At 50.5% G+C, this 22,960-nt stretch carries 31 protein-coding genes; 1 reads left to right on the forward strand and 30 read right to left on the reverse strand.

The annotated features are described in order from the left end of the window. Positions 1–131 precede the first annotated feature (131 nt). The 15 genes from O6D90_RS23860 to O6D90_RS23930 form a co-directional block, all read right to left on the reverse strand. Positions 132–857, reverse strand: coding sequence for a hypothetical protein (locus O6D90_RS23860; protein WP_000988732.1), 726 nt, complete (start codon positions 855–857; stop codon positions 132–134). Between the two features lie 113 nt (positions 858–970). After that, a complete protein-coding gene (locus O6D90_RS23865) occupies positions 971–1,345 on the reverse strand; it encodes a hypothetical protein (RefSeq protein WP_000868821.1) in 375 nt (124 codons plus the stop codon). A 120-nt stretch (positions 1,346–1,465) separates the two neighbouring features. Next, a complete protein-coding gene (locus tag O6D90_RS23870; RefSeq protein WP_000338626.1) occupies positions 1,466–1,582 on the reverse strand; it encodes a hypothetical protein in 117 nt (38 codons plus the stop codon). A 9-nt stretch (positions 1,583–1,591) separates the two neighbouring features. Then, positions 1,592–1,831 (reverse strand): permease, encoded by a 240-nt coding sequence (locus O6D90_RS23875; protein WP_000714162.1) that lies wholly within the window; start codon positions 1,829–1,831, stop codon positions 1,592–1,594. 72 nt (positions 1,832–1,903) lie between these two features. Continuing rightward, positions 1,904–2,182, reverse strand: coding sequence for a hypothetical protein (locus O6D90_RS23880; RefSeq protein WP_072647758.1), 279 nt, complete (start codon positions 2,180–2,182; stop codon positions 1,904–1,906). Continuing rightward, entirely contained in the window at positions 2,169–3,896 is a 1,728-nt protein-coding gene (locus O6D90_RS23885; protein ID WP_000122923.1) for a DUF7146 domain-containing protein, read from the reverse strand. The genes O6D90_RS23880 and O6D90_RS23885 overlap by 14 nt, the downstream gene beginning before the upstream one ends. Before the next feature lie 177 nt (positions 3,897–4,073). After that, on the reverse strand, positions 4,074–4,460 hold the full coding sequence (locus tag O6D90_RS23890; RefSeq protein ID WP_001077335.1) for a hypothetical protein: 387 nt from the start codon (positions 4,458–4,460) through the stop codon (positions 4,074–4,076). A gap of 457 nt (positions 4,461–4,917) precedes the next feature. After that, entirely contained in the window at positions 4,918–5,769 is an 852-nt protein-coding gene (locus O6D90_RS23895) for a hypothetical protein (RefSeq protein ID WP_000595210.1), read from the reverse strand. A gap of 74 nt (positions 5,770–5,843) precedes the next feature. Next, positions 5,844–6,401, reverse strand: a complete 558-nt coding sequence (locus tag O6D90_RS23900; protein ID WP_000064431.1) for a pyruvate dehydrogenase — start codon at positions 6,399–6,401, stop codon at positions 5,844–5,846. A gap of 73 nt (positions 6,402–6,474) precedes the next feature. After that, a complete protein-coding gene (locus tag O6D90_RS23905) occupies positions 6,475–6,693 on the reverse strand; it encodes a hypothetical protein (RefSeq protein WP_000260293.1) in 219 nt (72 codons plus the stop codon). Between the two features lie 13 nt (positions 6,694–6,706). After that, the gene (locus O6D90_RS23910) at positions 6,707–6,976 is read right to left on the reverse strand and encodes a hypothetical protein (protein ID WP_000184110.1); all 270 of its coding nucleotides are present in this window, start codon (positions 6,974–6,976) and stop codon (positions 6,707–6,709) included. Further along, positions 6,969–7,574: a 5'-deoxynucleotidase gene (gene yfbR, locus O6D90_RS23915; protein WP_000071870.1), complete on the reverse strand. Its 606-nt coding sequence runs from the start codon at positions 7,572–7,574 to the stop codon at positions 6,969–6,971. Before yfbR ends, O6D90_RS23910 begins: the two co-directional genes overlap by 8 nt. Positions 7,575–7,645: 71 nt before the next feature. Next, positions 7,646–7,849: a hypothetical protein gene (locus O6D90_RS23920; RefSeq protein ID WP_000050848.1), complete on the reverse strand. Its 204-nt coding sequence runs from the start codon at positions 7,847–7,849 to the stop codon at positions 7,646–7,648. Between the two features lie 201 nt (positions 7,850–8,050). Then, positions 8,051–10,504, reverse strand: a complete 2,454-nt coding sequence (locus tag O6D90_RS23925) for a phosphoadenosine phosphosulfate reductase (protein WP_001187970.1) — start codon at positions 10,502–10,504, stop codon at positions 8,051–8,053. A gap of 87 nt (positions 10,505–10,591) precedes the next feature. Further along, positions 10,592–10,978: a hypothetical protein gene (locus tag O6D90_RS23930; RefSeq protein ID WP_000042274.1), complete on the reverse strand. Its 387-nt coding sequence runs from the start codon at positions 10,976–10,978 to the stop codon at positions 10,592–10,594. Between the two features lie 285 nt (positions 10,979–11,263). Between O6D90_RS23930 and O6D90_RS23935 the strand changes: the two genes are divergently transcribed. Further along, positions 11,264–12,457 carry an ISL3 family transposase gene (locus O6D90_RS23935; protein ID WP_222741256.1) on the forward strand — a complete coding sequence of 398 codons (1,194 nt, stop codon included), beginning with the start codon at positions 11,264–11,266 and terminating at the stop codon, positions 12,455–12,457. A gap of 50 nt (positions 12,458–12,507) precedes the next feature. Here the strand turns inward: O6D90_RS23935 and O6D90_RS23940 are convergent, their stop codons facing one another. The 15 genes from O6D90_RS23940 to O6D90_RS24010 form a co-directional block, all read right to left on the reverse strand. Then, the gene (locus O6D90_RS23940; protein WP_001093868.1) at positions 12,508–13,062 is read right to left on the reverse strand and encodes a hypothetical protein; all 555 of its coding nucleotides are present in this window, start codon (positions 13,060–13,062) and stop codon (positions 12,508–12,510) included. A gap of 73 nt (positions 13,063–13,135) precedes the next feature. Beyond that, positions 13,136–13,567 (reverse strand): hypothetical protein, encoded by a 432-nt coding sequence (locus O6D90_RS23945; protein ID WP_000687894.1) that lies wholly within the window; start codon positions 13,565–13,567, stop codon positions 13,136–13,138. Between the two features lie 60 nt (positions 13,568–13,627). Continuing rightward, positions 13,628–15,253: a DNA cytosine methyltransferase gene (locus tag O6D90_RS23950; RefSeq protein ID WP_000201432.1), complete on the reverse strand. Its 1,626-nt coding sequence runs from the start codon at positions 15,251–15,253 to the stop codon at positions 13,628–13,630. Between the two features lie 77 nt (positions 15,254–15,330). After that, positions 15,331–15,633, reverse strand: a complete 303-nt coding sequence (locus O6D90_RS23955) for a hypothetical protein (RefSeq protein ID WP_000410925.1) — start codon at positions 15,631–15,633, stop codon at positions 15,331–15,333. 77 nt (positions 15,634–15,710) lie between these two features. Further along, positions 15,711–16,055: a hypothetical protein gene (locus O6D90_RS23960; RefSeq protein WP_000209093.1), complete on the reverse strand. Its 345-nt coding sequence runs from the start codon at positions 16,053–16,055 to the stop codon at positions 15,711–15,713. 191 nt (positions 16,056–16,246) lie between these two features. Further along, complete coding sequence (locus O6D90_RS23965; protein WP_000994741.1) at positions 16,247–16,600, reverse strand: hypothetical protein; 354 nt, start codon at positions 16,598–16,600, stop codon at positions 16,247–16,249. A gap of 68 nt (positions 16,601–16,668) precedes the next feature. Then, positions 16,669–16,860, reverse strand: coding sequence for a hypothetical protein (locus tag O6D90_RS23970; protein ID WP_000651508.1), 192 nt, complete (start codon positions 16,858–16,860; stop codon positions 16,669–16,671). Positions 16,861–17,197: 337 nt separating this feature from the next. After that, positions 17,198–17,650: a hypothetical protein gene (locus O6D90_RS23975; RefSeq protein WP_001176699.1), complete on the reverse strand. Its 453-nt coding sequence runs from the start codon at positions 17,648–17,650 to the stop codon at positions 17,198–17,200. Continuing rightward, positions 17,640–18,029, reverse strand: coding sequence for a hypothetical protein (locus tag O6D90_RS23980; RefSeq protein WP_000026577.1), 390 nt, complete (start codon positions 18,027–18,029; stop codon positions 17,640–17,642). Before O6D90_RS23980 ends, O6D90_RS23975 begins: the two co-directional genes overlap by 11 nt. Positions 18,030–18,090: 61 nt before the next feature. Further along, complete coding sequence (gene yfaE, locus O6D90_RS23985; RefSeq protein WP_001102700.1) at positions 18,091–18,315, reverse strand: class I ribonucleotide reductase maintenance protein YfaE; 225 nt, start codon at positions 18,313–18,315, stop codon at positions 18,091–18,093. Positions 18,316–18,380: 65 nt separating this feature from the next. Beyond that, positions 18,381–19,265, reverse strand: coding sequence for a hypothetical protein (locus O6D90_RS23990; RefSeq protein ID WP_000477209.1), 885 nt, complete (start codon positions 19,263–19,265; stop codon positions 18,381–18,383). Between the two features lie 73 nt (positions 19,266–19,338). Beyond that, a complete protein-coding gene (locus tag O6D90_RS23995; protein WP_000793769.1) occupies positions 19,339–19,839 on the reverse strand; it encodes a hypothetical protein in 501 nt (166 codons plus the stop codon). 90 nt (positions 19,840–19,929) lie between these two features. Next, a complete protein-coding gene (locus tag O6D90_RS24000) occupies positions 19,930–20,469 on the reverse strand; it encodes a hypothetical protein (protein ID WP_000018872.1) in 540 nt (179 codons plus the stop codon). A gap of 264 nt (positions 20,470–20,733) precedes the next feature. Further along, on the reverse strand, positions 20,734–21,069 hold the full coding sequence (locus tag O6D90_RS24005) for a hypothetical protein (RefSeq protein WP_001071288.1): 336 nt from the start codon (positions 21,067–21,069) through the stop codon (positions 20,734–20,736). 61 nt (positions 21,070–21,130) lie between these two features. Beyond that, on the reverse strand, positions 21,131–22,927 hold the full coding sequence (locus O6D90_RS24010; protein WP_021598075.1) for a VWA domain-containing protein: 1,797 nt from the start codon (positions 22,925–22,927) through the stop codon (positions 21,131–21,133). Positions 22,928–22,960 lie beyond the last annotated feature (33 nt).

A 22,960-nucleotide genomic window follows, 5' to 3' on the forward strand; every position in this document is an offset into this window, starting at 1 on the left:
TACAGCTCCAGTTTTTATGCTGGAGCTATTTTCAGGTGGGAGAGTCGTTATCAACGACTGCGTTTTTGCCCTTTTAGGGTATGAATACGTGATTTGGAGAGGTTGTGTATTCAGAACAAATGAGAAGCAGGTTACTCATTTCGCTCAAACACTGTGACAAGAACACGTTTTTGGTTGTCGTCGTTGATCACCATCAGGTACTTGAACTTGGAATCTCTATGGCCCCAGACTTCCACGTTATCTACGCGGCCATACTTTCTGGCTTTATGGCGAGCCACTTTCTCGTCAAAGGGTTGAACCTGTAACTCTGGATGCTGGAGGCGACCAACGAGTGAGGCCCACGGTTTTTTAGGGTCTCCAGAGGTTATCCGGGCCTGATACTGATCGATGGCATGTTGAGTAACAAGGACGGGACCAATGGCCGGTGTAGAGATTTCGTCATGGGTTTGAGTATAGGCTTGCTTGTCCACATCGAGGAGCTCAACGTTGCCCTCACCCGGCTCATCCATAAACTCCATGCTCTGCGAAACTTCAATAGTAGCGCCCTTTAAACGTCCAGTGAGGCAAGCCGCAAACTTGAATGCAAACTCCTTGGTGGATTTGCCCAGCGCCAGCTTTTTAATCGCACCTTTGGATACCACCAGCTTGTAACCAGCACCAGCACCTGGCTCTCTGCAAAAAACCTGTTTGTCCAGCGCCAGATAGCGAATGGCTACGAGCTCAGCCAAAAGATCTGCCTCCTCGTTGTCAAAATCAATACGAACATCAAGGATGCCTTTCCGTTTTGTACCAACGCGCCAGAATACAAGGGCTGAATTATTAGAAGTTTTCTTCGAGACAGTAGTCAGTGTCATCATGGTCTATTTCTCCATTATCGGGATAATGGTCGGCATCGCCGCCAGCACCCCTATTCGTTAGGGTTCATTTAGATGCTACCACGGGTTTTAAAAATGCAACCCCTAGTGCCACTCTATTTGTGGTCCCAAGTATTTTTATAAGCTCGGGCTAGGCGTTTCTCTATCACTTCTGACAAATTGCAACCATCGACTTCTGCCAACCGCTTCAAAATCCTGTGGGCTTTATCGCTTATAGTTATGCTTTTACCAACACCATATCCCCTTCTGCGACGTTGCCTAATTGATGTCCCGAGTTTATTGATTTGCTCTGCTGTCAGATATTTATTAATCCATTCAGTGAGTTCTGATGGTGATCGCCCCATGCTGTTCAGGCTGTCCACGGCTTCAAGTTTCTTATCGAATGGGACGTCACGCCAGAAAGCTGGGCGCGAAGCAGCTCTGAGGAGATAGATCGCCGTAGCCTGAGCATCTTCATTGGATACTTTCAAAAAAACACCTTTACCGTTACATGTCACACCAACTTCATCGTGACATGTAACACTTCAAACTGCAAGTATAAAAAAAGGCCAGCTATTGCTGGCCTTTACGTTCATTATCGCAGTTACTCTTTAGGCGTTGTGATGCTTTTTTTCCTTCTGTTTCTCATGGTAGAGATACAGACTGCCGCCAGTGACGACAGTGAAAAAAATGAGCAACCCCAACATGCCTAATGTGAAAGCGTCCATTTGACCCCCTTAGGAATTGCTGACCTTGGTTAAGATTATACCATAGATCCACAGGATAACCCCAATGACCAACACCAAACCGGCTTCTTTGACGGTTATAGTGTCCCCAGATACAGCCAATCCTACAATACCGACACCGATGGCTGTTACGGCGACCTTACGCAGGTCTTCACCGATAGCTCCCAGAGTCTTCTTGTCAGGAGAGAAAAGACGCACAAACCACGTCTTAATACGCAAAAACTTTTTCATGATTACCTCCATAGTTGAAGAGGAGGCGAATCATGCCCGAGAGGGCATGAACACCCCCTCAGGGTTAAAGTTTTAGGCAGACAAAGCTGTTGGCTTCGCCTTGTTCATCTTCATTGAGTTAATGATCTTCGTCGCTTCATCAGCAAACGGGCCAGTAACTTGGATAGGCTCCCTTCTTGCGAAGGAGGCTGTCACCATCATTCTCTGGCCGTGCATCAGATGACGATACCGAGACCGCATAAGCTCAACGTAGGCCGCAGAGGCCCCCTCCCACCCCTCAGGGGGAGAAAAGGGGCACACCGCGTCGTTACCAGGCGTTGTATCAACCTTCGAGACATCAATGACGGCCATACTCAGCTCTCCTTCTCGCAATGAAATCGCGCAGGTAGCGAGCATTCGGGAAACCGAGGCTTCCCTGACTCATCAGGACATCGTTCCAGTCAATCCCTTTCGCTCTGGGCGGGATCGGGAGTTTAGGCAGCAGGACGTACACACGAATGCCGCGCTTCTCCAGCTTGGCTTTCAGCACGTTCGCTGACTTCTCACCAGTCACAGACTTATCTTTGTCAGCCCAGATCAGTACGGTGTGAACACCTTCTGGAACCTCGAAGGACTCCATCAGGGTCGCATTGACCGTTGACCAAACCGGGATTTGAGTGACTCGATAAGCTGACAGGGCTGTTTCCAGCCCTTCTGCAACACCCAGGATACCCTCAGTCGGTTCACCGAGGCGGATGGCCGCGCCATTGACATCCAAACCGTCAGGAATGGGCATCATCTTCTTGGCGTTGCCGACCTTGGCTTTTTTACCGTTTTGGGTGAGATAGGTGCGGTGGAGCGTTACCAGGTTGCCTTCCACATCTCGGATAGCGCAGACGATAGCCGGGAATTTCCCAACTTCATTGCCATCTTCGTCGTAGTAGGCCATAGCCGGATTGAACCGCAGACAGTCTGTTTTTTCTACTTCATCAACCTTGAACAGAAGCTCGCGGTTTTTGAAGTACAGACGCATTGGCTCAGTCACATGACTGGAGAACGGCAAACACTCGTTCCATACCTTCTCGATTTTCTCACGGAGACGAGCACTGTAAGCGCGTTCGCGCTCCATTCTCTTCTCCATTTCTTCTTGGAGCTCAAGCAGCCAAGGCTTAGGTTGTTCACGAAACATCGGAACAACTTTCGGCTTGTTTTCGCTGCTTTGCTCTTCCGGTTGTGTGGCCGCATGTTGTACTTGCGGTGCCGGAGCTTCTACCGTGCGGTTGACCACAGGGGCCGACTCAACATGGTGACTCACCGGCTCAACACCACCGTTCGAGCGAGCGCGGAACTGCGTTACCGTAGCGCCGCGACGTTCCACCAGCCAGGTGTTGCGATGCGTTTGCATAGGTTGTTCTCTCACAACATTCCCCTGCTCGTCCTTAACTTCAACGACGACAGTTACAGGCTCGCGCCCGAGGTTTGTCATGACGATCTCATCCCCATACTTGGCTTCACTTTCACCAATGGCTCTTTCAAGATCCACGCCCCAGATGGTGCGTTCCAAACCGCTCTTGTCACGGATGAAGGCAAAGTAGCTGAGCTCGTTGTCTTCGTTATGCTCATAAGGAGCTTTACCGTGGGCAATCAGAGTACCGGCAATGGATTTTTTACGATTCTTGGAATCGAGAACCTTGTTATTCACCTTCATAGGCTCTTGCTGAACAGGCGCTTTGGCCTGGACAGGAGCTCGTGTCGGTGCAGCGGCTTGTTGATACTGGGGTTGCTCTTTCTCAACGCCCAGATAATCACCAACCTCGCTCAGGCACTGTTTAAAGTCCCAGTTATTGAGCCACATCAGCAGCTCAAAACCATCATGATTGGCACCGCATGTATTGCATACGCCGCCACCAGTCAGGTGGGCATCCTTGAACAGTCGGAAGCCATCTTTCCCGCCGTGGATAGGACAAGAAACATGACGACCAGGTTTACGGAGAGCTGGTTCAAGATGGGGCGCTAGGGCCGCCAGGATGAATAGCCAGTTTCCGTTTGCAGCTTCACGAACGGTGTCAGCTTTGTAGTAAGACATAGGTTTTCTCCTTAGCGTGAACCCCAGCATCGAGGCTTCCTTAAACCCCCGTCGCCAGGGTTTTAAGGAAACCCCGACACCGGGAGAATGTGCCAAGGAGGCTCCCCAGCCGGGGAGAACTCCCCGGCGAGGGGTTTAAAAAGGTCGCCCCCGAAACGGAGGCGAATTTTGTGAATATCACAAGCACAAATGAGTGCCATCTTCCGAGGCCATCATGATTGTGACATCTGCGGTTACAGGATCTGACTTAATCACAACCTCAGTGGGTTTGAAAAAGCCATCTACAGTGGGCATGGGGTAATAAAGACGAATCTTTCCCCAATTCTTGTTGTCGGTAAAAGCGACCTTTGTTTGAGCAACACAAAGCTGCAAAAACATGAAAAGGAAGTCTTCTACCGAGTGCTTACCATCTGCACCAAATACTCCATCGACAATTGCCGGGGTCACTGCCACATTGGTCAGGAAACCAGCTTGTTTACCGATGGAAGATTGGTCCACCAGCAGACCATCATTGATGGCTTGTTGACGGATTTGGGCGAGGTCCAATTTAGCTACTTGGTTCATAAGGTGTACTCCAAAGTTAATGGGTACACCTACCCCGTGCGGGGAAGTGTACCCGCATGGGTTATTGAAAGGTCACGGCCAAAGCCGAGCTTTAAGGTTCCGAGTTTTACGCTGGCTGAATGCGCCAAAGAACGGTCGGAGGAAACGAGTCAGCGACACGCTTCACATTCGCGTAAAGAGTGTCCTTAAAGACACGCTCTAAGCGACGACCACCTTGACGATAAACCAACTTAAAGTCTTGGAATTTGTTCATGGATACCTCCAGAAATAACGGGAGGTATCTCCAGCAGGAGATAGACTCCCGCAGGGATTAATAAATTAACGTTAATTTGCTGTTTGTTTTTGGCGACCAGCTATCGCACGCTTTCGCCCTCAGGGAGGACAAAATCTGCTTACTGATGGCTTAACCATGAGTAAGAAGACTTGGGAAGTAAAGCAGGGGTTTCCCCCTGCCTTGTTATGCCGCTTTGAGGTGGCGAGAGAAAAAGTCCCTGGTTTGCTGGATAGCGCCCCGGAGAAGTTCTCGTCTGTAGCCAGCGTAGCTCTTGTCATCACTGGCAACGGTCAAGCCGTGCAGACTCTCTTCACCCAGGACAATCTCGTTTTCACGAGAGAGTACCTCAACACGTAGGCCAAGCACTCGCTCTTTCCCTTCCAGGATAGAACAAATTGTTTGGTCTCTTACTTCGTCATCCCAGTGGCCCATATCGAAATCCCGCTCAGGGAGTTCAGTAACACGCACCAGGTAGTTTTCAGTGGCCCGTTCCCAAACCACTTCATCTTCGCATGGAGAGGCCTCGATCAGCGAGTACCCGTCCGCTTCGAGCTTCTTGGAAAGACTTTTTACATCATCCGCCAGCTCCAGCACAAAGCGTTCCCAGAGGTCTTGCCAGCGCTCGACCATATCCTGGTTAATCCCTTCAATGCCGGTGCCAATCATGGAATCATCATCAGGGAAGATCCCTGTGAAGTCCACGTTGTCGTCGATGTTCATGCAGTTCCAATGGCTGTAGTGATGCCCGTGACTATTCCGAGTAATGGACAGGTCACAGGAACCATATTCGCGGAGGACAGAAAGCATATTCTCAATGTCTTTCTGTGCCATCAGGTTCTTCACGCGGCTGACAGCATCCACTTGGCCGGGCTCAGTGCTGAATAGGCGATTCATGAGAGCTTTGACGTCATCAACGCTCAAATCCCCGTAGAAGGCTACGCCATCCCCCTGGCAGTATCCGAGACTGTACTCAATCGTCAGATCATCCGGGTATCCACACTTAACCAGTTCGTTTTGAAAATGCTGTTTAATCATTGGTATCTCCTTAATTTCAGAGGGAGACACCATCCCCTCAGGGACCGATGTCCCCCGTGGGGTTAATGTTTGGGTTAAGAAGCCTTGCGGTTTAATTCAGTATCAAATCGAGGACCTTTGAGAACCGCAGTTTTCATAACCTCGAAGTTTCTTGGGTAACGCAGCTTTGAAACTGCGCCAGCTCGGATGTCGGCAGCCTCACTTGGAGAGACTAGCCTTAACCCTTCGCTGGTTTCAGCGTAGAACCAACCGGCATAACGCTCATAGGCATTCTGCTGGTACTGTTCAGTCGCCATATTCTTCCGGATCGCCTCTGTTAAGGCCTCAACAACACCGTCATCTTTCGTGATGATGTTGAAAACATGAGAGACGGTCAGGAAGTTCCCAAAGAAGCAGGCTGCCCCAAGCCAAGGCTGGAACATTTCGCCATTTCGCCCCGTCCTCACCATTGGTTCAAACGGGTATGGGCGATAACAGTGATACTGCTCAAACATCGGGTCAAGAACGTTGTCACCCAGGACATCCAGTAAAGTCTGAATGCTGTCCGGGTCTTGGCCTGCCCACTTACTCCCATTGCTGAGAATCAGTGTTTTACCGTCAGTACGCTCCAGAGCTTGTTCAAAGTTAGACATAGTGCATTCCTTTTGGTTAGGACGCACCACACCCTCTCGGGATGATGCGCCCGAGTGGGTTAGTTGAGAAGGCTTAGCCGTCAAGTCCGTAAATTACGGCGGAGCCGGGCTCCATCTCGACAACTTGTGCGCTTCCTTCTTCTATCAGCTCCTGCATGTAACCAGACTCAGCATCCGGATTACGTTCGCAGTGTTCGTCCCAGCGTTTCAAAAGCCCTTCTGTGGCTTGTCCGTGGGTCTCACCAAGGCCGATAAACTCATAGTGTCCTGTGTTTACGATGATCACCACCATAGCTAGTGCTCTCCTACAGGTCACTTGGTACATACAGGTCATCTTTGATGGCAGAAAAATCGACAGGAGACTGGTCCCCATAGGTTCGATTCACGCCACCAGCATCATCGACACTGACAAAAACCGTGCGGAGTAAACCGCTGGGCTTTGCAGGGTAAACGATGCTGACATGCTGACCTTTGTACTGTTCTGACAAAGTGCTTTGAAGCTCATCAACCGAACGGAATTTCCGGTCGCGGCCAAAGTCCTTAATCTTGATGTCGCCAGGGATTGGATTAGTCATCGTTACCCCCTGCCAGCAGTTTATCTACTGAATGGCCGAGTCCGTTACCAAACCATTTGTCCAGAGCGTCGATTTCCGGGAAGTCCGATTTCACCTGAGCAACAACACGTTCCATTTTGCTGAGAGCATCCTGGAACTCAAGGCCATTACCTGCGGCCACCTCAAGTTTGCACTTGATGTAAGCGGAGTAGGTATCACAGGCCTTAACCAGTGATTGTTCATAGCCACCGGGAGCGAAGGCTATGGCGACTGCATCCTGGAGTTCTTCGGGAAGAGTCTGGATGAGTTTGTCCTCTGCGGCCTTTTCCAGTCGTTCAAACTCACGCTGCAAAACAGCGTTTGCTTTCTTGACCGGTGTTACAACATCCGAACAGAGAACCTCGGCTGCATCATGCAACGAAGCATGAGCAAGCATGACTGCCAGATCCACCGACTTCCCTTGCTGAATGGCAATATTGCCAGCCAGGTAGGAAAGCAGGGTAACAACAGCGCTGTGTTCCAACACAGACTCCGGTTGAACAGAGTGCATCAGTGACCAGCGTTTGATCAGGCGTTGGCGCAAGGCCAGAGCTAGAAAGCCGAAATTTGAATTAGACATAGTGCCTCCAAAATTGGTTGGAGGTACACCAAAGCCGACCGGGCCTTGGTGTACCCGGTTGGGTTACTTAGTTATCTCGGGTCAAGCTGCTTAGCTATAGCGAGTAAAAACGGATGGAATGGATGATCTTGCGGGACACCCCCAACAAGCTCACGGGCTAAACCGACTGAGTTTGTAGCCAACACCTCTTTGACGGCCAGAATGATTTCATTGTCGATTTCATCCTGGGTCTTTCGTTGTTGGTCCACCAGCCGACTTAACTTGTCTAGGCTCATGCTTCTCTCCTTTGTTTGTGGGAGAGAACCCAGGAGGGGTTTCCTCCCGAGGGGTTAGGTTATTGCTGTTTTGGGCCAGCTACCGTTATAGCCAGCAAGCGCTGACAATGAACAAAGAGTATGACAGCCACCTAAAAGGGTAAAACGCTGTAATTGCCCTTTTGGGGTGCAAAAGAAAAAGCCCTCCCGAAGGAGGGCTTTTTATGCGGCCAAGGACAAGCCTTGCTGTCCTCTTTGCAACTCTGTGTCGTCGCGGCGATGTAAGCGTTGAACCGCCTTGATCATCGTTCTGACATGTCGCTCCAAAGAGGCTGGATGGCGTTTTGACAGTAGGTTGATCCAGTCGAGATAGATAGCAAGCGCGGAACCTTCGGTTAGGGCTGCCTGTATCGCCTCATACTGCCCTACGGCACTCTGGACCACATCATTCACCCACTGGGCGTCAGTATTGTCCAAGAGCTCGCAGAGGGCCGTATAAGCCTTCCTTCTGGTCGCGGCCATGTAACGACGAATGTTGGCGTTTCCGCTCCCCTCTCGCCCTTCCATGACGCTCATACAGAATGCGCTGGAGTAACAAAGCATCGCGTCAGTCACGTAGTTAAACCATCGCTCCTGATGCCGTTTCTGTTCTTCCATTGCTTCCTGGTCAAGTTGCTTCTCGATGAACAACCCCGTCGGAGTACGGTGGTGCAGATGGTACTTGAACGTTAAGTGCAAGTTGACCCACCAGCGTACCGTTGCCAGTCTTCCCTTGATTTTTCGCTTCACCAGATCTTTGTACTTAGCATCGCTAAGCACTTTGACATCCTTGCGCTGTTGGATTCCTTCCATCGTCTGTAGCCCTGTAAGGCCCATCTGGTGGTAGGTTTGACCTCTTTGCATCATACGGTGATACAAAGCGCCTTTTCCTTTCGCAAGCTGGATTGCTCCGAACCGAAGGTAGAACTGCGCTGCACTACCGGGCGTATAATGTCCCTTTAGTACAGACTCCCTTAGTCGCGGGTATTCGTTCCAGATGATGAACGCAGCGGAGTCGGGATCGACTTTCACTTCATCATCTTCTGCGAAGCAAACCACCCTTCTCTTTCCGTCTGCGGTATTGATCACTTGCGCTGCCAACGGGTCATCCCCGCCGTCAAAGTAAGCCATTTCCGCTAACGGATCGGCCAAGCCATCAGAAAGCGAACCATCGCCCCAGCGACCAACCTTCAACCACAATGGCTTCGGAATTGGTGACTGAGGAACGGTTTCACACTGCGGCTCGTCTTCCAGCAAGTCCAGATCACCCATCGACCAAACCCTGTGGTAAATCTCCAGGGCATGGAAAGGCTTATCATTGAAATGATGGAAGGCCCACATGAAGTCGATATGGACTAAAGCCTCTTCCGATATGATCCGGAATTGTGGCTCTGCCATTCGACGGTTCCAGTCGTTATCCTCTGCTTGACCAGTAGCCAGCTTGTATGCCAGCTCATCAGCTCTCTTTTGCTCCATGTAGTCCATGCTGCAACAGACATGAAGCAATCGTTCTAGGAAAACAGGACTGTAAACGTCCGGCTGTATTTTGATGTATCCGCCCTCGTAAATCGTTCGACCTACGGGATGGCGGTCTTCCCATGCGTACCGGCGTTTTGCCAAGTAGCGCTGGATGCGGTTCAGCCCCGACATATAGCCATGCCTTTCAGGGTCCGTGGCAAGCAACGTCTCCATTGACTTATCCAACCCAACAGCCTGGCAAGCCCAGCAACCGAAGCGAGCGCCACAGGCGTCACTGGCCTTCTTCTCTGTTGCCGACCACACGCACTCCCCTGTTGCCGCCTTGTAAAGCTCTGCCGTAGTGACATTGCTCTCCAAGTAACTTGGCAGAGGATATGCTGAGCCCATGCCAGCGGATAGTAAGAACTCCCAGACATCACTCGCCAACCAGTTTTTCACCACATACAGCTCACCCCCATCTTTCGTCTTAATGACGCGATCTGAGCTTCCTCGCTGTTTTGCAATGTTGGCCGCACGAATAGTGCTTTCAGCATCACGACTGCCCAGCAAAAGGCAGACTTTCTGTCGAACCTCTTTGGGAAGCTCTCGCATATAAGCTGCCTTCGCTCTTTTGGCAGAGGTGATTTTTAAATCCTGGCTACACTGGCGGGCCGTGGAGTTGGAAAACGTAGGCAACCCCCTCCCAGTAAGGATTCGGCCCGTCCAACTCTGCGAGATCCCAGGCTTTGCTAGAACGATGGTCAGAGGAAGGTTTTCCTTCGCAATGAAACGCTCCAGCTCGGCCAGTTTCTGATCCGCCAGCCACCTTACCTCTGGGCTTTCGATCAGTGTGTCAGTGTGCAAGATGAAGTGGTGCTGGCTGATGGTCGCCCCACTCCTTACAGCCCGGATCAGGGCCATCAGGAACAGGTGCAAGACCGTTTCAGAATCTTTACCACTGGAATAGCCGATCATCATGGTCCACCCATCAATTAAGGCCGTGTGAATGGACTCAACCGATGACGTGATCAACGATGACAGACTGGTTCCTCTACTGGCATCAACGAAGTTCAAATCCTCGTTATCAGTCAGTTCTGACCAAACAGAATCCCACTTATCCCCACGCAAAAGCACTGGGATGGGTTGTTCTGATAGATCAAAGTTTAATGTTTGTTGCATAGGGCCTCCTGGATTAGCAGGGTGCCCATCCCTTCCGGGAAAGCACCCCGGTAGGGTTAAAATTGAATCCTGGCTATCAGACCTGAACTAGCTGCTACTCGACATCTGGTTGTCTTCGTATTGCTGCTTGGCCTGTTTCACCAGATCAATGTCACCGTCTTGCAGCTTTTGAATATCAAGCTGTAGACGAGCCTTGTGTTTCAACAGTTCAGCGACCGCATTATCAATGTGATCAATGAGCGATTGGTTTTTTTGGATGGTGTAACTGTTGAGTTCATCGAGCAGGGGCCATGCAACACTCGAATGAGTGTTGAGCAATGGGTACTCTGCTTCGATCTCACAAACCACACCGTTTGCTCCTTCTCTGTAATGAGGGAACCCGACACGCAGACCGATACGACGATCCAGCGCTGCATTTACAGTACATTCCAAAGAAGTTCGGTTTGAAAAAACATCGTTGACGTTTTTAGACATGCTATATCTCCGTTCAGTTTATGACGGAGCCCCCCTAACAGGAGGTGCTCCCGTCAGGGTTGATAATTTGCTGTTTGTTTTTGGCAGCCAGCTACCGCACTTGAGCGCCTAAGGCACTTTCCGAAGCACCCTGGGAAACCGAGATGCTTGGGAAAGCGCGGGGTTTCCCCCTGCGCTGATTACCCTTTTTAAGGGTTCATCGCGGATAAGCGGGAACTGGAAACAAAACGGTAGTAAGTGATAGAGTTTTATCGCCAAACAAAACCTACACAAACTACCGTTTTCATGTCGAATCATACGTTCCTGTCTTCATTCTGGGAAGGCTTTCAGATAGTAAAGTCCCATCAAACAGCATCACTTATTACGCTCACTCTCAAACCTAACTGTATCGCTAAGTGCCCCTGCGGGCTTAAAGCTCAAGCAATCCATGAGCACCAATGGCGTAACGTTAAAGAGGCTGCACTGCTTGGAATCCCCGTTGAGCTACTTGTTCAAACTCGACGAGTTAAGTGCCGTCACTGCGGCATTAAAACAGAATCGTTATCTTGGCTGGCGCCTTATTCCCGTATCACTCATCGCTTGCGAAGCTATATCGAGCAGTTACTGCCTCTTTTACCCATTAAGCATATCGCCCAGATAACCGGTGTTCATTGGCACACCATCAAAGAAATCGATAAGCGTCGACTTCAACAAGCTGTCCCGCAAGTTAAATGGGACGAATTAAGGCAACTCGTCATGGACGAGTTTGCCCTTTTTAAGGGACATCGTTATGCCACCGTCATTGCTGATGCTAAGAGTCATCAGGTTATTTGGATAGGACTAGGTCGTAGTCGTAAGGATATTCGACCGTTCTTCGAGCAATTAGGCGAACATGGCCAAAACATCGAAGCGGTGGCAATGGATATGAATACGGCTTTTGACCTTGAAGTCCAAGTGCATTGTCCAAATGCACGTATCGTTTACGACTTGTTCCACGTTGTGGCTAAGTTCGGTCGTGAGGTCATGGATAGAGTCAGAGTCGATCAAGCCAACAAGCTAAAGCATGATAAAAAAGCAAGGCAATGGGTTAAGCGTTCACGCTGGGTATTATTGAAAAATAGAGATAATTTAAATAGACAACAGGGCAGCTATCTCACTGAAATATTGAAAATGAATCAGGAGTTGATGACCACCTATGTACTGGGGGCGCAATTAAAAGAACTGTGGCGTTGTGAGTCTGAGCTTGAGGCTAAGAACTTATGGACAGTGTGGTGGGAGCAAGTGAATGAAAGTGATATAAAGCCGTTAAAAGAGTTTGCTCGAAAGCTCCGTCCTTATCTTCATGGAATAACCGCCTCAGCAGTTTATCCGCTAAATACCTGTACCCTTGAAGGGATAAACAACAAAATAAAGTTAATCAAACGGATGGGATATGGTTATCGAGACACCGATTACTTCTTCTTAAAGATAAAAGCGGCTTTCCCCGGAAAGCCGCGATGAACCTTTTTAAGGGGCCGGTACGCCGATTTCTCGGCGCACTCAGGTTGAAGCTACACAGTCAAGAACCAACGTTTCATAGGGACGGTGATGTCTATCATCCCGTTTCCACATGGATTCTGGCCCCAGAATCTGTAGGTCGTCTCATAGAAGTCAAACTCAGACAAGGACTGAATCTGCGCTTCTGAGATCGGCTCAAATGGTCCACCGCAACCGATGTGCATATTGAGCCCATAATCTCGAAGCTCTAGCTCTCCGAGATTTAGCGTCTTCCCGCCCACACAAGCAACCAAGTTCTGGTTTCTGACGTCGCCTTCTTTGAACAGCAAAGCTGACTCATCGTAGCTCCCATATTGGTTGGTAAACTTCACAATATGCCCGTGCTTAGGTGAGGTTTGTTCCGACAACTCTTTCAGTAATCGCTTTACGCTTTGAAATCTCGCGTACAGAGCTGGCGTAAACTGCCCAGAGTAGTTCAAGTTTGGGCAGATCATTTCAAGCATCTCATCAGGTACAGATTCAAGCCCCATTTGCGCGGCCAATGGCTTCGCCTTTTTCAGACCTTCCTCAAGCACTCTCTGATTTACAAGTTGTTCTAATGTGTTCATTTGACTCTCCACTTTCGAGAGAGCAATGCAAGCCGTCTCCGGACTTACATTGCCCGTTAACGGCTTTATTGGTTTATCCCAAGAGGTACGGAGCTACGCCAGTCAGGAAGCCCATGACTCCCAACACAGCGCCAACCACGCCCAATTTGATTGACAGTTGGACACTTTGATCCGGATGGTTCCAGAACCACTGCCAGACTTCCCAGCGCCTGGCTCTGCGAACCTCAAGATTTACAGTGTCTTTAAAACGAACACCCAGAGCATCTACCGCATCGTAATCCAGCGCGACCGCCAGCTTTGTGATGGATAAATTCCCAGGGTTGCCCATCGCATACCGGAGAACCTTTGCTTTGGTCTCTGGGTTTACGATCATAACCGGCTCCCTCCTGAAAAAACGGGTCTTGTCTTTTCGCTTGGAATCCATGTTGCGGTTATGGAACCTGGCAATGCAGTGTTGAAGGCCTGAATCCTCGGGAGGTAAAGGCACAACAGTTTCGATTTTCATGATTACTCTCCTTTCGGATAGGCCGGAGCAAAGGCCTTTCGGCATTGCCCCGGTGAGTTACTAATGAACCAAAGATGAAGTGACCATGATTGCGTCTCCGGACATCATTACCGGGAGATATTCGCAAGGCTCATGGCCGCAGCTCTTTTTAGTTCCGTTAGGTGAATAGACAGCCAATTGACCATCCATAATGTTGAAGGGCATCCCCTGTTTTTTCGCTGCCGGTGACAGCTTGAGAGTGCCCTTTGCGTCAACCAATGCCGTTGCCCAATGGAAGTCTTCACCACCGATCACCGGCTGTGATTCATCCACGACTTCGACCATGATTGGCATCATTCCAACCCAGCTCCACAGGCTGTTCCCTAATGCGAGGGCTAAAGCCTCGAACGCGGGAAAGACTACCGATTGCCCGAGAATCTGGTGGGCAATAGTGTCCGACAGACCTTGGATGAGTTCCTCTGGTATCCCTTTCACTCGACAATGTTCTGTCGGTGTAAAGATGCGAGACAACTCCGGCTGTTCTGGATGAACAATGAAAGGTTCGGTACTTCTGCATTTTGCATAGTCCTTACCTATGGTGCCGCAAAACTCATCGTCGCCAGTCAGAAGCTGGCGAGAGAACCCCTTGCCAGCAGCTTTGTCTCTCAACTCCTTCTCAGCCAGATAGTCAAATGACTTCCAACGTTCAGAATCGAGCGGAACTGGCTCCAGGATGTCCTGTATGCGACTTTCCTTGGTGCGAACAGGCTGAACCTTCTCAAGTTCAAACCCGTCGATCCCGTGGGAAAGCGCAACAACACAAAGACGCTTGCGGCGCTCAATAACCCCAAACTCATTGCCGTCGAGAATGCGCTCTTGTAGGGAGTAACCCAACGAAGAGAGCACCGAACGAATCACTTCCATCGAAGCGGTGTTCTGGTACTCAGGCACGTTCTCAATCAGCACAACGGCTGGGTTTAGCGCTTCTACGAATTGCAGGAAGTTGAAGAACATGGCACCTGCCGCCTCATGCGATTCGGCAAACTCCAACTTGTTCTTACTGCGACCTGACTTTGACGCGCCGGTACACGGTATGCCCCCCATCAAAACATCCACCTGTGGTGGGCGTTTGCTGAGATTCACAGCCTGGATTGGCGATTCGATAACAATAGAATCTTCGTTCCAAAGCTCCGGGTTATTTGCCAAAGACGAATCGAGATATTTCCCTTCCATCTCCACGGCCACAGATATGGCACTGGCAATTCCCGCCTTGTGAAAACCGGCGTGAATCGCTTTATCAAGCACACCACCCCCATGAAAGAGGCTGCATACCGAAAGCGATTCTCCATTCTCCAGCTTACTGATAAGCCGGTTGACGCGCTCGATCACTCGCTCTTGTTGATGGTGAGCAGAGATCACAATTGCGCCGTTACGGATGAACACGCGGAGCATCTCTACACCGTCAAAAACGGTAGCAAGCTCCTGCACGGTCAGATCGATGATTGGAGACACCCGGCCATTGCGCTCGCGCTTACTGATGGTGAACTTACCCTCCTCTTTGACGCGAAGCACAACCTGGGAATCTTTCAGCTCCAGATCATACTTCATGCCAGGATAGTAACCTTCACGCAGTAGCTTTTGGCCTTCCAGCCAGACGCGCTTCTTGCCTCGATGTTCTCCTAACTTGGTGTTTACGATAGTAGCCATGAGCTCTCTCCTTTCGGTTGAGAGGCCACTACCGTCCCAATCGGGAAGTAATGGCCCCGATGGGTTTAAAGTGGTTCTCAGTTCACAGCGATGCCGTGAGACTGAATGGCATTAGCAAAGCCAGCCATTTGTTCAGGGAAGGTGTAGCGGTTGATGTCCTGGCTGCGAGCCAGATTGACATGCACCTTCTTCACCTTCGTTTCGTCAGAGTCGTACTTTTCAAGCGCCAGCTTCTCAGCTTCTTCCGGATCTCGGCCCAGCGAGTAGGCGTAAATCACAGAGGTGAAGCCAAGTCCTGAGCCGAATGCGTAGACTTGTTTCTCGAAATGGACGTCAGCGAAATAGATGCTGAATCCGGATTTGAGGTTATGTTTTTCCATGATGCACTCCAAATAGTTTGGGGGCGCACCACGTCCCGAACCGGGCGGATGCACCCGGTTTAGGGTTAGTAGATTGCTCAAGCTGTTACGCCAGCCTGAGCCTTTATTGCTTCAAGCACGATCTCTGCTTCCTTGATAGAACCAGTGCTGTACAGCTTATGCAGCACCCGGCCAAGGTTCACAGAGATCTTTTCTTTCACTTGGAGATACTTGACATAGAAGTCATACAGTTTCTCCGCCTGCTCAAGGTGGGACATGCTCTCAACGGGAATGGTATTCCCTGGATTGCAGTACCACTTTCCGAGCACCTTTTGTACAAATCCCTCTTTGTCTCCTACGAACTGATTTGTGCCAAACACCCCACTGGTTGGTGAGCGTTGAATAACAGAAATCGGATTCGCAAAGCTGGCAAGAGTAGTCATAGTTGTGGCTCCATGTTTGTCAGGGAACCACCAGCCCGAGGGGCAGTGATCCCCCAAGGGTTATGTAGAATGCTGTTTGTTTGGGGAGGCCAGCTACCTCACTATTCACTCTCGACAGAGAGCAAAATCTTGCTTTCCGAGGGGCACAAACTTTCACATGTGAAAGTCGATGCCACTGGGAAAGCAGGGGGTTAACCCCCCGCTTTAACCCGCGCTAAGCGGTTTAGGATAGACTTCACGCCTTCCCTTACTCCAGATGGATCGTAACCTGCTTCATCGCAGCAGACCACAAATGAGAATGGATGTACCTCATCGGACATCACCCAAGCCATCGTTTCCTGCTTGATTTCACTTCCAGCTCGACCATCAGCAAGGACTCTAAGGCTATGCCATAAAAGCCCATCACGTAACTGCCTTACCTCATCATCAGTCCATTCAGGCTTTGGCTCAAATGGAATGACTTCTGCGGTCTTCGGCTCTTCATCCAGGAAGAAAAGCGGCAGCTCAAGCTGGTTTTCCTTCTGGATCATCTTCACTGCATTCATGGTGACTCCTTTTACGGGCACCATGCCCCCACAGGGGCATGAAGCCCCCAGTGGGGTTACAGTCATAGTTACTTCACGCCTGCCAGTTGAGAATTGATGTTCTCTTCCAGCCAGCCTTGAAGCGATTCAAGGTCACGTTTGTCTTCCGTATTGCTGGCTTTACGTGCATCTTCCGACACAGCGCTCAACATGGCGTTAGCCTCAGCAAGTGATTCAACATTGTTCCCAGGGAACACAATCGTTTGACTGTGATCTTTCATGGTCTTCTCCTTTGAGAATGGAGGACCGTCTCCCATCAGGAAGAGCGGCCCCGTGGGTTAAAAGTAAAAATCCTCCAGCTCTTCATGGTCAGGCTTTCGCTCAACTGGTCGAAGCAACTCAGCTTCATCAGCGAACTCAAGCTCAGGATGAAAAGCAGGATGAAATCCTCGATGCCAGACTGGACGGTCATTATCGAGGTCTAAGTAGCAGTGCCTCCCACTGGCTGGGTGATAGCAGTAAAGCCACTGTCTACCACTAACGGTAAACGGCTTCTCTGCACCTCCACATGCCGGTACAAGGTTATCTGCTGCTATATGCGCTACAGCATCCATAGGATCAGTCCTCATCTTCGTCATCACGAACACAAAGATCACGAGCAACTATTTCCGCAGCTATCAACGCATAATCGTTGCCCTGCCAGAACCACCGCTCCGCCAGCTCATAGGCTTCGCTGGAAGGTTCGCCATAACCATGAGCCACCACGTAATCGTGGAACACTTCATGATCAAATGCCTTGCCATCAGCTTCCATGAACCAACCGACAGGGCACTCCAGAATGCGATGCCTTACGACATCTCGCTCTGAATACCCCTCTCTGACGGCTTGCTCCAACATTTCCCGCGACATACCAGGAGGAGTGATGATCTCTATGCTGATCCCGTCACTTCCTGCAAGATTGTCCTCGTATGGAAGACCGGCAAGTGTAAGGTGATTGCGCTTGCACCAGCCGATGGTCCGAAGTATCCGACTTTTGTCAGACTCCCTGGCCGTGTATCGGTTAAGCTGCATAGCCACCTCCAGCACACTCCCCATCTTCGATTTCACTTCCGAGCTCGACCATTCCAATCAGGTCAAGCTGGGTCATGTCCGAATCCAGAGAGCAGTCAATTGCTGACTGAATGATGCCTTTGTGGGCCAAGCCTAAAACGGACTTAATAGTCGAAAGCAGAGACTCGGCTTCGCTCTCGATTTGCTCCAGAATGTCTTTCCATTCCCAGTGCTCAAACGGTTGCCAAACGACCAGATCCTCAGGCTCGTCTCCCCGTTCGACACACTCAGACAAATACTCATAAGCCTTGCACCAATTCTCTTGTTGGCCCAGTTCACTGAGCACTAGAGCGGTAGCATGACCGTATGCGATTTGTTCAACTTTGGTATTGATAGACATAGTGTTTCTCCTCGTAATGGATAGAGGAGCCCCACCCGCAGGAAAGGCTCCTCCGGATGGGTTAAATTTCCAAGGTCACATCGGTTTTTGCTTTAGCGCAGCAAACCAACACTTCCCCTTCTTTGACAAATGCGATGGGCGTCTCGTCATAGGCCACTTGACCTTCGAGTAGACGAACCCGGCACATGCCACAAAAGCCACTGCGACAATGCGTTTCAACAGTGAGGCCTTTGCTTTCGATTTGCGCCAACAGCACATTGTTGCTGGCTTGAAGTTGTACGTTCATGGTCACGCTCCTTTGTTGTTGATGAGCGCGACCAATCCCCTCCGGGATGTCACGCCCCGGTTGGGCTACTCAGCAAGTGCATAGACACCTACCTCGATGCGAATAAAGAACCTGGCATCTTGAAGAACTTGCCTGACCTTTGCTTGCCAGTGGTTGTTCTCTCGATGCTTTGCGTAGGGTTCAATCTCTTTGTAAATCTGCTCCAGCTTCAACGTTTTCCCCTGTAGGGTTCGGCGTATTGCAGCTTTCCACGTAGTCGAAACCATATTGGTTGCTCGACGGTGTACGGCAGCAAGAAGACAGAGCGATGAGGCAACGTCGTTACGACGAAACACCAACAGCTTTTCATGGGCGATACGCACCAGCTTCCCGGAATACTGAGTTCGGTCACTCACACAGTTGTGCTGTGTTTTGATGATCTCATCCACCAGCTTCCCAGGTGCGATACGTTCCACAAGGCTGGACAGGTTGAAATAATCCCCATCGCGCCTCAGGTTTCCCATGAGGATTCCGTAATGCCCTCCTCGCTCACAGGCGTCATGAATATTCATAACGGCCAGCTCAAGGGCTTCAACGAACTCAGGCAAATTCATGCGGCTCATATCCCATTTGTTGGGCTCGCCCCACTGCTTACCTGAATACTGGATCATGTCCCAGTAAGGAGGGTGCCACCAGATCAGGTGTGCAGGCTCTCCGAGGAACGAAAGGAAGTCATCCCGCAACAGGTTGAACCCCTGATGCAAGTCTGTCCCTTTGAAACGGACACCAAGTTCATTGGCAACGTCGATGCTAGAGCCACCCCCAACACTTGGGTCTGCCACCAGCCCGTTCGGCTTTCTCATGTAAGACTCAATGAAGTCTTTAACGATAAAGCCCGAGCAGTTGCCTCGGTACTTGTTGTTTCCGTAAGGCCCCCTGTTTTCGTAGGAGCATACTGATGATTTGAACATGGCGTCCTCCATCATAGATGGGGCGCACCATGCTCCCATCAGGGGCCGGTTCGCCCCTGGTTAGGGATTAAGATCAAGCGTTATCTGCATACCACCAGCTAAGGCGATTGCAATCACGAAAGAAGGTTGCTTCATCAGGAGCCTTCATCATGACCACATCACCTTCGCAGTAGGTGCATAGCTCAAGCGTTGCTTCATTTTTCCAAAAGGCACTGCACCCCGATTCTTGATACACAACCTCCCATTTGGGATGTCGCAAGTACCGATGGAAGAAATCGAGAGTGTCACCATAAGGGAAGTTGAAGCGCTCCATCACTGAACCATTTTCTGTCAGTTCAGGTTTAACCTTGCCGGTTTTCAAGCGCTTCTTGATGATGCGCTGAACCCAACGAAGTCGTGCAAACAGCCGATTGGTGTCTTTCTCGTACCACTGGGGATTACGCTTGCTCCAGTAGAGCTTGGCGAAGATTTCCCCGGACAAATCCTTCATCTGGTTTTCGTTGAGCTCATCAAGAAAACGTCGAGAAGGTTTGTCGTAGTCAAGAACTGCTTCCAAAGCTGATAGGTTTTTCATAGGGACTCCTTATTGCGATTGCGGAGCCCCGTCCCCTCAGGGCTATCGGAGCCCCATAGGGTTAATTAGGGTTAATGGTTGAACGGCGATTTATCGAGGGTTGGTGAATCGAATGGCTTTACCAACGAAATCGGCCATCAGTCGATTCCCAGTAGAGCTGAAATAGCTCTGCCACTCTTTCCAACCACCAACGGATTCCACCGAGCTTGGAGACTCGAAGATACCCCAGATACGCATTTCACAACCTCGTTGCAACACTCGGTTTACCTGGTCAACCAAGTATTCCTTGTTCTGCAATGAAGAGAGGTTGCAAGGCATCTGCATGATCAGCTTTTCAGCTTGCTCGAAGTCGATTTTTTCAATCAACCCCGTGCGGGTATCCACAGAGAATGGAACCACCTGTTGACCGTGGTTAGACCACAACCAATGGGTGATATAGATCGGATTAACGCCAACTTCCGCTGGCACCAATACGCTGCCGCAAGACCGCAACAGCCAGACCAGACGTAAACCATCGAATCGATCCAGAGACTCCACATCGGTAGTGATGTCATCCTGGTAGATTTCAGGCAGCTTATGTTCGGCGGCGAGAGAGATCATTACGGATTTGAGATTGTTCAGATGAGACATGTGTGCTCCTTAAAGTAACTTGGGCACACAGAGCCTGTCAGGCGCAGTGCGCCCTTAGGCTGAGGTTGAATGCTGTTTGTTTTTGGCGACCAGCTATCGCACGTTTCGCCCTCAGAGAGGACAAAATTCACTTTCTCAGCAACCCTCAATGAAGGCCTCTGAGAAAGTGGGAGGGTATTCCCTCCTCACTTTGATTGTTCCACGAGAGCTGTGTGAACAGGAACGCTCAAACTGCCCTTTTCGGGTGCAAAGCTCAAAGACGCATCAACTGCCCCGTCTTTTCAGTTCTTCGACCAGATGTTCAGGCACCTTACTCGCAGTACAGGCCAGCAATACATCGAGGCCTACCGGCTTGTGAAAGCGCTTATTTGACCAGGAATCGCCAACTGATGACTTTGCCCAGTCGATTGCTTGCCCAAGACTGTGGAACTGCCGCCTGCCTGTGTATCCCATACGACTATCCAAAGTAACACCCTGGAACAGTCTCCAGTACATCGGAGGAATGCGCTTAGCAAGCAGTAAAAAAGGCGTCTCCGGCACTGTAGCCCTTCTACCTTTGTTCCGATGATACAAATCCAAAGATGAATGGAATTGGTTCATAGACTCTCCAAATAAAAACGGCCACCCCCGAAGGGATAGCCGTTTGTCGTTTCACTTCCTGTTAAGCTGCAAAAGCAGTCAATGACCGCTCCATCAACTTAAACAGTGTGCGTTGCAGAGCTGCCGCATCATCAATGACAATGTTCTTTTGGAACAGTCCTGACACTGCGGTAGTCTCTACCCCTATGCCGATCACCTCAACATCGCTTCGTTCACAGAGGTCAATCACTGAGCGACATGCCGGGGCGCTTTGAGGCTGCCCGTCAGTCACTACGATCAACATTTTTCGCTCTTCACGGGTCTTGGTGAGTTCAAAAGCTGCATACCACATAGCTTCCGCCATAGGCGTACCGCCAGTTGCTTTGAACCCAAACCAACCGGCCCGATTCTGAACCGTATCTCCATGCTTCACGACACTGAACACTGGCTGGTTCCGGTTGCCACCAAAAAAGGTGACTGCCGGGTTTACGCCGGGTATTGCTTCCAGAGCCATCGAAATAGCCAAGGACGCTTCCCGCGCAATGTCTTGACGCTCCTTTCCATTGGCGGCCTTGTAGGCCATCGAGGAGCTCATATCAACCAGGATGTGAACCGCCGTATTAGGGCGTTTCTTGGCTTCCGGCTTGAGGAATACGCGGGTATCACCCGTCACTACACGATGTAGTTTCCGAGCATCCACACGCTTCCCTGATCGTTGGTTACGGTGAGCAACTCGCTGGCTGGCCTGGACCAATCCGTAGAGCTGCGTTCTTATCTTTGAAGTGGTGCTCTTCACATCCCCTACCAGGCTTTTGCCAACAGCAGGGTTGTCCTGGGTGTTCACAGCAGAGCGAACAGTCATATAGCTACTGTCCCCCTTATCTTGAGCCACCCGGTTGAGCTCGGCTTTAAGTGCATCATGCGCGTCACCACGCAAATCACCGGCACCGGCATTCAGAACCTGCTGGAGCATTTTGGCCGCGTCTTGTTTCGCCGCGTCAGAATTGCCACCAGCCTGGCTTTGTCCTGCCTTGCTGCCACCATCAGTATCCGACTTGCCTTGGTCGCCCTGTCCTTTCGGATCAGATTTCCCGTTAGCATCGTCTTGCTTCTGGTCTTTACCTTGCTGATCACCACCATTGGCATCAGGCCCTTGGTTTTGATCGTTACCACTTCCGCCCTGACTGTTCTGAGGTTGGTTGCCACCAGCATTCTGCTGGTTGTTACCATCCTGACCATTCAGGGGCTTTTGCTCTTCTTTCTCCTTTTCCTCCTCGATCATCTTGATGATTTGGTCGGCCAAGGATGTCACCTCTGCGGTTGACTTAGTGTTCACAGCCTTACGCAGTAAAGCGTTCAGCCGAACAACAACACCCTGAGGGAACACGCGCTCGAATACGGGGGTAGCCGAATCGAGATAGGGTTGAAGGACGGATTGCCCTACAGCCTTGGTTTGCAACCAGTACAAACAAAACCCTGTCAGAATGGAGGCAGGGGCCTCTTTGTCTGTGACGTGCTCGTAATGACCAGCTTGAGCCATATAGCGAGCAACCTCATTCAGGGTCTGCGACGTACCGGGGAAGAGTTCCATCATGGCCCGTTCTATGCGGCAGTCCTCCAAAACGTTGGACAACTCAGCATGAAGACCTCTGCGGCGCTCAACACCAAAGTCCGTAAACCGGACATGGGCTGCTTCATGGGCCAAATACCCCCAGACAGCATCCATGTGAGGATAGTCGTCGGGGATATTCGGAACCACGATGGTCTTACCATCGGTGTATGCGTCATCGTTACCGATGGCGACTTTGACACCGAGTTTTTCACCATAGGCTGCGGCCACGATTGGTAGAGCGCTGTAAATGGTGCGTTTTTTGGACATATCTTTTCTCCTGGTAGGGAAGGAGATAGTCCA

It is taken from the genome of Citrobacter sp. 21OH12SH02A-Citro (assembly GCF_027919895.1).
Taxonomy (GTDB): Bacteria; Pseudomonadota; Gammaproteobacteria; order Enterobacterales; family Enterobacteriaceae; genus Citrobacter; species Citrobacter braakii.